Consider the following 3,604-nt stretch of genomic DNA (forward strand, 5'->3'; position numbering starts at 1 on the left):
CCTCGACCCACCCCCGGCCCGAGCGCCACCACCCGAGCCCGCGGCGACCAGGCCCACACGACCCGCACGGACGCATCGGCGACGACCCCGATCCCCCGACCCTCCACCAGCCCGTAATTGACATCCACCTCGACCGCCAGCAGCCACCGCTCACGATTGATGTTTTTCGACCAGGGCATCCTGGCAATGTAGGCTGTCGACTCACCCCGGGCGCGTAGCTCAGCGGTAGAGCGCTGCCCTTACAAGGCAGATGTCGGCGGTTCGAAACCGTCCGCGCCCACCAGCGCAGAGCCCCCCAGCCGATCATGGCTGGGGGTCTTTGACATCAGATCTGACATCAACGTCCGAGGTCACTGACGGTCGGCCTGGTGTGAGCAGTCGCTCGATGTGCACGCTGCCGTTGCCGTGTGACGCGGATCTCTACGTCATCCCCACCGCAGGCCGACAATCTCGCCCGCCGGAAGCCAAGAGCGATCGTGAGCATGAGTGCCGGTCAGGGAAGTCTCTACGCACCGGCCGCACGGTAAAGTACGGACATTGGGGGATGTCATGGCCATGAATGGACGCGCTCGAAAGCGGGGGCGGCGGTCCCGACCTGTGCCGGACCCTGAGCCCAAACCCTGGGTTCGCCCCGAGCCATCCGGTGACTCGCCTGTGCCACCTGGGGAGCAAGAGTGGATCGAGCGGTGGCTGCGGTGGTGCCGGGCAGAGTTCGGATCAAGGCCACTGGAAGCGGCGGCGTTCGTGGCCGGCCCAACGCTCGTCCCTCGGCGCTTCGACGGCACCCAGGAGCGGACTGAGCAGCTGGTCAAGCGCATCCGTGCAGTCATGGGAGTGAGGAACGAGGTCGCCGTGCGGCTCTTCGAGACTCCCGCCACCGACTCGCACACTGGACCCTACGGAGTAGAGAACCGGCGAGCGGTTGGGCGGTATCGCACTCTCGGCGGGCAGCCAGAGATCGCTCTGGACATCAGCCAGGCCGCGAAGCCGGAGACCTTCGCAGCCATCGTCGCCCACGAACTCGCCCATGTCCGGCTCCGCTACGAGAACCGTGTGCAAGGCCTCAGCGTGGACGAGGAAAAGCTCACCGACCTCGTCACGGTCTACCTCGGCATGGGTGTCTTCACCGCCAACGCCGCCTATCGCTTCACCAAGTCCGTCCGAGGGTTCTCCGTCCTGCCCCTGGGCGACCTCACCGAGCGGATGCTTACCGGCAACTCTCTGGACCCCACTCATCACCTTGGCTATCTCTCGGTGCGCCAATTCGGCTATGCCCTCGCCTATTACAGCGCGCTCCGCGGGGAGAACGCCCCACCGTGGTCCCACCACCTGGCCCCAGGAGTCCAGGCCGTCCTCCGGCAGGGCCTTGCTCACCTCGCGAACAGCCCGCGGGCACCACGGGATGCACCTTAGGGCTCCTATCGGAACGAGTTGTGGATCAGGAATCGATCTCCCAGTGGAGGGCGCCTTCTTGGGCGGGGGATTCCAGCGCCGCGATGAGGGGCGCCGGGTCGGTTCCTGGGGCGAGGTCCACGGCGAGGTACGTGCCTTGAAGCCATTCGTGAGGCAGGTCGGCTTCGGCAACCTTGCTGTGAAGGAGTGCGTGCAGCTGGTCCCGGTTTCGGTACCCGGCGACGAGTGCGACACGCAGGATCCGGTGGCCGGACTTCTGTACCACGGCGGACACCAGGTGGTTGCTGTCGATGGTCACCACATCGCGGTACGAGATCCCGTGTGTGAAGAAGGGCAGACAGGCGATCTCAAACCGGTCCTCGGCGATCTGGCGGGTCCACAACTGCTCGCGCCAGCCAGCCTCCCGTTCGGACAGGTCGGCGTGGATCATGTAGTTCGACGGGCCCCGGCCGATCGGGTTCTCGTGCGTGATGATGGTGATGGCGTGCCTCCCGGGGCTGGGTTCCGACCGCAAGATCCTGCAATAGAGGTCTCCGCTGATAAGCGGCGGGCAACCTGAGCCGTCGCCGAAGCAGCGCCGGCTCAACCCGGTGAATTGGGCTTCTGGGACTCTTCGCTCGAATGCGGCACGGCAGCGTTCAACCTATTCGGTCACGTGCCCCATGAACCAGCGCAGGAGCTCGCAGGGGACGATGCGCTCGTCGTCGCTGTGGAGATGGAGTCCGTCTCAGTCGTGCTGATCCGGGTGCCGGAGGCGATCAGAAACTGCTTGGGCTTGCTGCTCGAGAGCCCGTCGCATCTGGTAGCCGGTGTGGGCGGTGTTGGTACCCACCTCAACGCGTCGTGCTTTCTGTGGAGCTTCTCGGTGCTCCTGCAGCGTCGTGGAGACGTACTCCTCACCGGCGTAGGTCAGGATCAGGGATATCTTGAGGCTCACGTCGCTCCGGTGATAGCGGACGGTGATCACAAGTGGATAGGTATTGTGCCCTTGGTTGACCTCCGGCCCGGTGAACCCCAGTCCGCCCAGAGCGGCATCCATACGGCTTGCTGCCTCGGCAGCGAAGGTCTTCACCCGTATATCCACCCGTCGAGTATGCGCCGACGACGAGATCCGGCACACCATGCCGGGTGGCTTCTGGACGAACTTGCCAGGCAGATGTCGGATCGGTCCGGGGCTCTTTTATTGCTCGGTCCGGGGCATTCTGATGACGGCCTTCCGGCCCGCCAAGTCCACTGTCGTCCGGTGTGGTGGGGCGCCGTCCTCCTCGTCGTCGCGCATCAGCAAGGCTGACTGGCGTTCCTTGAGTTCGGTTTGTTTGCCTGGGGAGAAGCTGGCGTGGAGTTGCTCGAAGCCCGTCGCTGAGATCTGGCCCTGGCGGGCGCTGTTGCGCCACGGCAGGGCGCCTGCCCGGCCGGCGCGGAGCATCAGCTGGTCCACGAAGGCGAGCAGGGTCAGCAGGATGACCAGGCCCGGCAGGGTCATGAAGACGACGAGTTCCATGGCCCCAGTATCGCCACGTCCGCAACTCGCGATATAGCGTTAGAACATGTCGGGAGAGATCTCACCCGCCGGGTTGCGGGCCTCGCACGCGGATCGGGATCGCGTGGTGGAGGTGCTGCGGGTTGCGGCGGGGGACGGGCGGCTGACGGCTGCGGAGCTTGATGAGCGGGTGGGGGCCGCGTTGGCTGCTCGTACTCAGGGGGAGCTGGCCGGGCTGACCGTCGACCTGCCGGCCGTGTCCGCGATGGCCGGTGGGGCGGGCATCGCCGAGGCCAAGGACGTCGTACGCATCGAGCAGGCGCACAGCGGCGCGATCAGGCGCGAGGGGCGGTGGGTGGTGCCGCGGCGGATGGAGCTGGCGACGCAGTGGTGCGCCGTGACGCTCGACTTCACCCAGGCGGTGATCACGCACGGTGTCCTGCACCTCGATCTCCACACCATGGGCAAGACGCTGACGCTGATCACCAGGCCGGGCATCGTGGTCGACACCGACGGTCTGAGCCTGGCGCACGTCAAGGTCAGGATCCGGCAGGCTCCGGACGCCGCCGCGGCCCCGACCGTGCTGCGCGTCGAGCTGACCGGCCAGAAGGCGCACGGCCGCATCGTCGTACGGCCCGCGCGGCGCACCTTCGGCCAGTGGCTGCTGCGCAAGTCCGCGCACGGCGGCTGAGCACCCCCGCCCCCCGGCAC

Annotated in this window: 5 protein-coding genes and 1 tRNA gene; 3 read left to right on the top strand and 3 right to left on the bottom strand. The window is 66.6% G+C overall.

Annotated features, from left to right (window positions below; genetic code table 11):
* The first annotated feature begins 208 nt into the window (after positions 1-208).
* Both G5C51_RS40700 and G5C51_RS40705 read left to right on the top strand, forming a co-directional pair.
* Positions 209-283: transfer RNA gene (locus G5C51_RS40700), tRNA-Val, on the top strand.
* A gap of 545 nt (positions 284-828) precedes the next feature.
* The gene (locus tag G5C51_RS40705; RefSeq protein WP_165245782.1) at positions 829-1,413 is read left to right on the top strand and encodes a hypothetical protein; all 585 of its coding nucleotides are present in this window, start codon (positions 829-831) and stop codon (positions 1,411-1,413) included.
* A gap of 25 nt (positions 1,414-1,438) precedes the next feature.
* On the opposite strand, the gene G5C51_RS40710 is transcribed toward G5C51_RS40705, so the two are convergent.
* The 3 genes from G5C51_RS40710 to G5C51_RS40720 all read right to left on the bottom strand — a co-directional run bounded on the left by G5C51_RS40710 (position 1,439) and on the right by G5C51_RS40720 (position 2,914).
* On the bottom strand, positions 1,439-1,927 hold the full coding sequence (locus G5C51_RS40710) for a DUF4265 domain-containing protein (protein ID WP_165245784.1): 489 nt from the start codon (positions 1,925-1,927) through the stop codon (positions 1,439-1,441).
* A gap of 213 nt (positions 1,928-2,140) precedes the next feature.
* The gene (locus G5C51_RS40715; protein ID WP_165245786.1) at positions 2,141-2,497 is read right to left on the bottom strand and encodes a hypothetical protein; all 357 of its coding nucleotides are present in this window, start codon (positions 2,495-2,497) and stop codon (positions 2,141-2,143) included.
* A gap of 96 nt (positions 2,498-2,593) precedes the next feature.
* Entirely contained in the window at positions 2,594-2,914 is a 321-nt protein-coding gene (locus G5C51_RS40720) for a DUF6191 domain-containing protein (protein WP_165245788.1), read from the bottom strand.
* A 46-nt stretch (positions 2,915-2,960) separates the two neighbouring features.
* Between G5C51_RS40720 and G5C51_RS40725 the strand changes: the two genes are divergently transcribed.
* Positions 2,961-3,584 (top strand): DUF1707 SHOCT-like domain-containing protein, encoded by a 624-nt coding sequence (locus tag G5C51_RS40725; RefSeq protein WP_165245790.1) that lies wholly within the window; start codon positions 2,961-2,963, stop codon positions 3,582-3,584.
* Positions 3,585-3,604 lie beyond the last annotated feature (20 nt).

This window comes from Streptomyces coryli, from assembly GCF_011044975.1.
GTDB classification, from domain to species: domain Bacteria; phylum Actinomycetota; class Actinomycetes; order Streptomycetales; family Streptomycetaceae; genus Streptomyces; species Streptomyces coryli.

Excerpts from the sequence above, each read along its gene's own strand:
- G5C51_RS40705 (WP_165245782.1), top strand. The coding sequence starts at position 829 with ATGGGAGTGAGGAACGAGGTCGCCGTGCGGCTCTTCGAGACTCCCGCC.
- G5C51_RS40720 (WP_165245788.1), bottom strand. The coding sequence starts at position 2,914 with ATGGAACTCGTCGTCTTCATGACCCTGCCGGGCCTGGTCATCCTGCTG.
- G5C51_RS40725 (WP_165245790.1), top strand. The coding sequence starts at position 2,961 with ATGTCGGGAGAGATCTCACCCGCCGGGTTGCGGGCCTCGCACGCGGAT.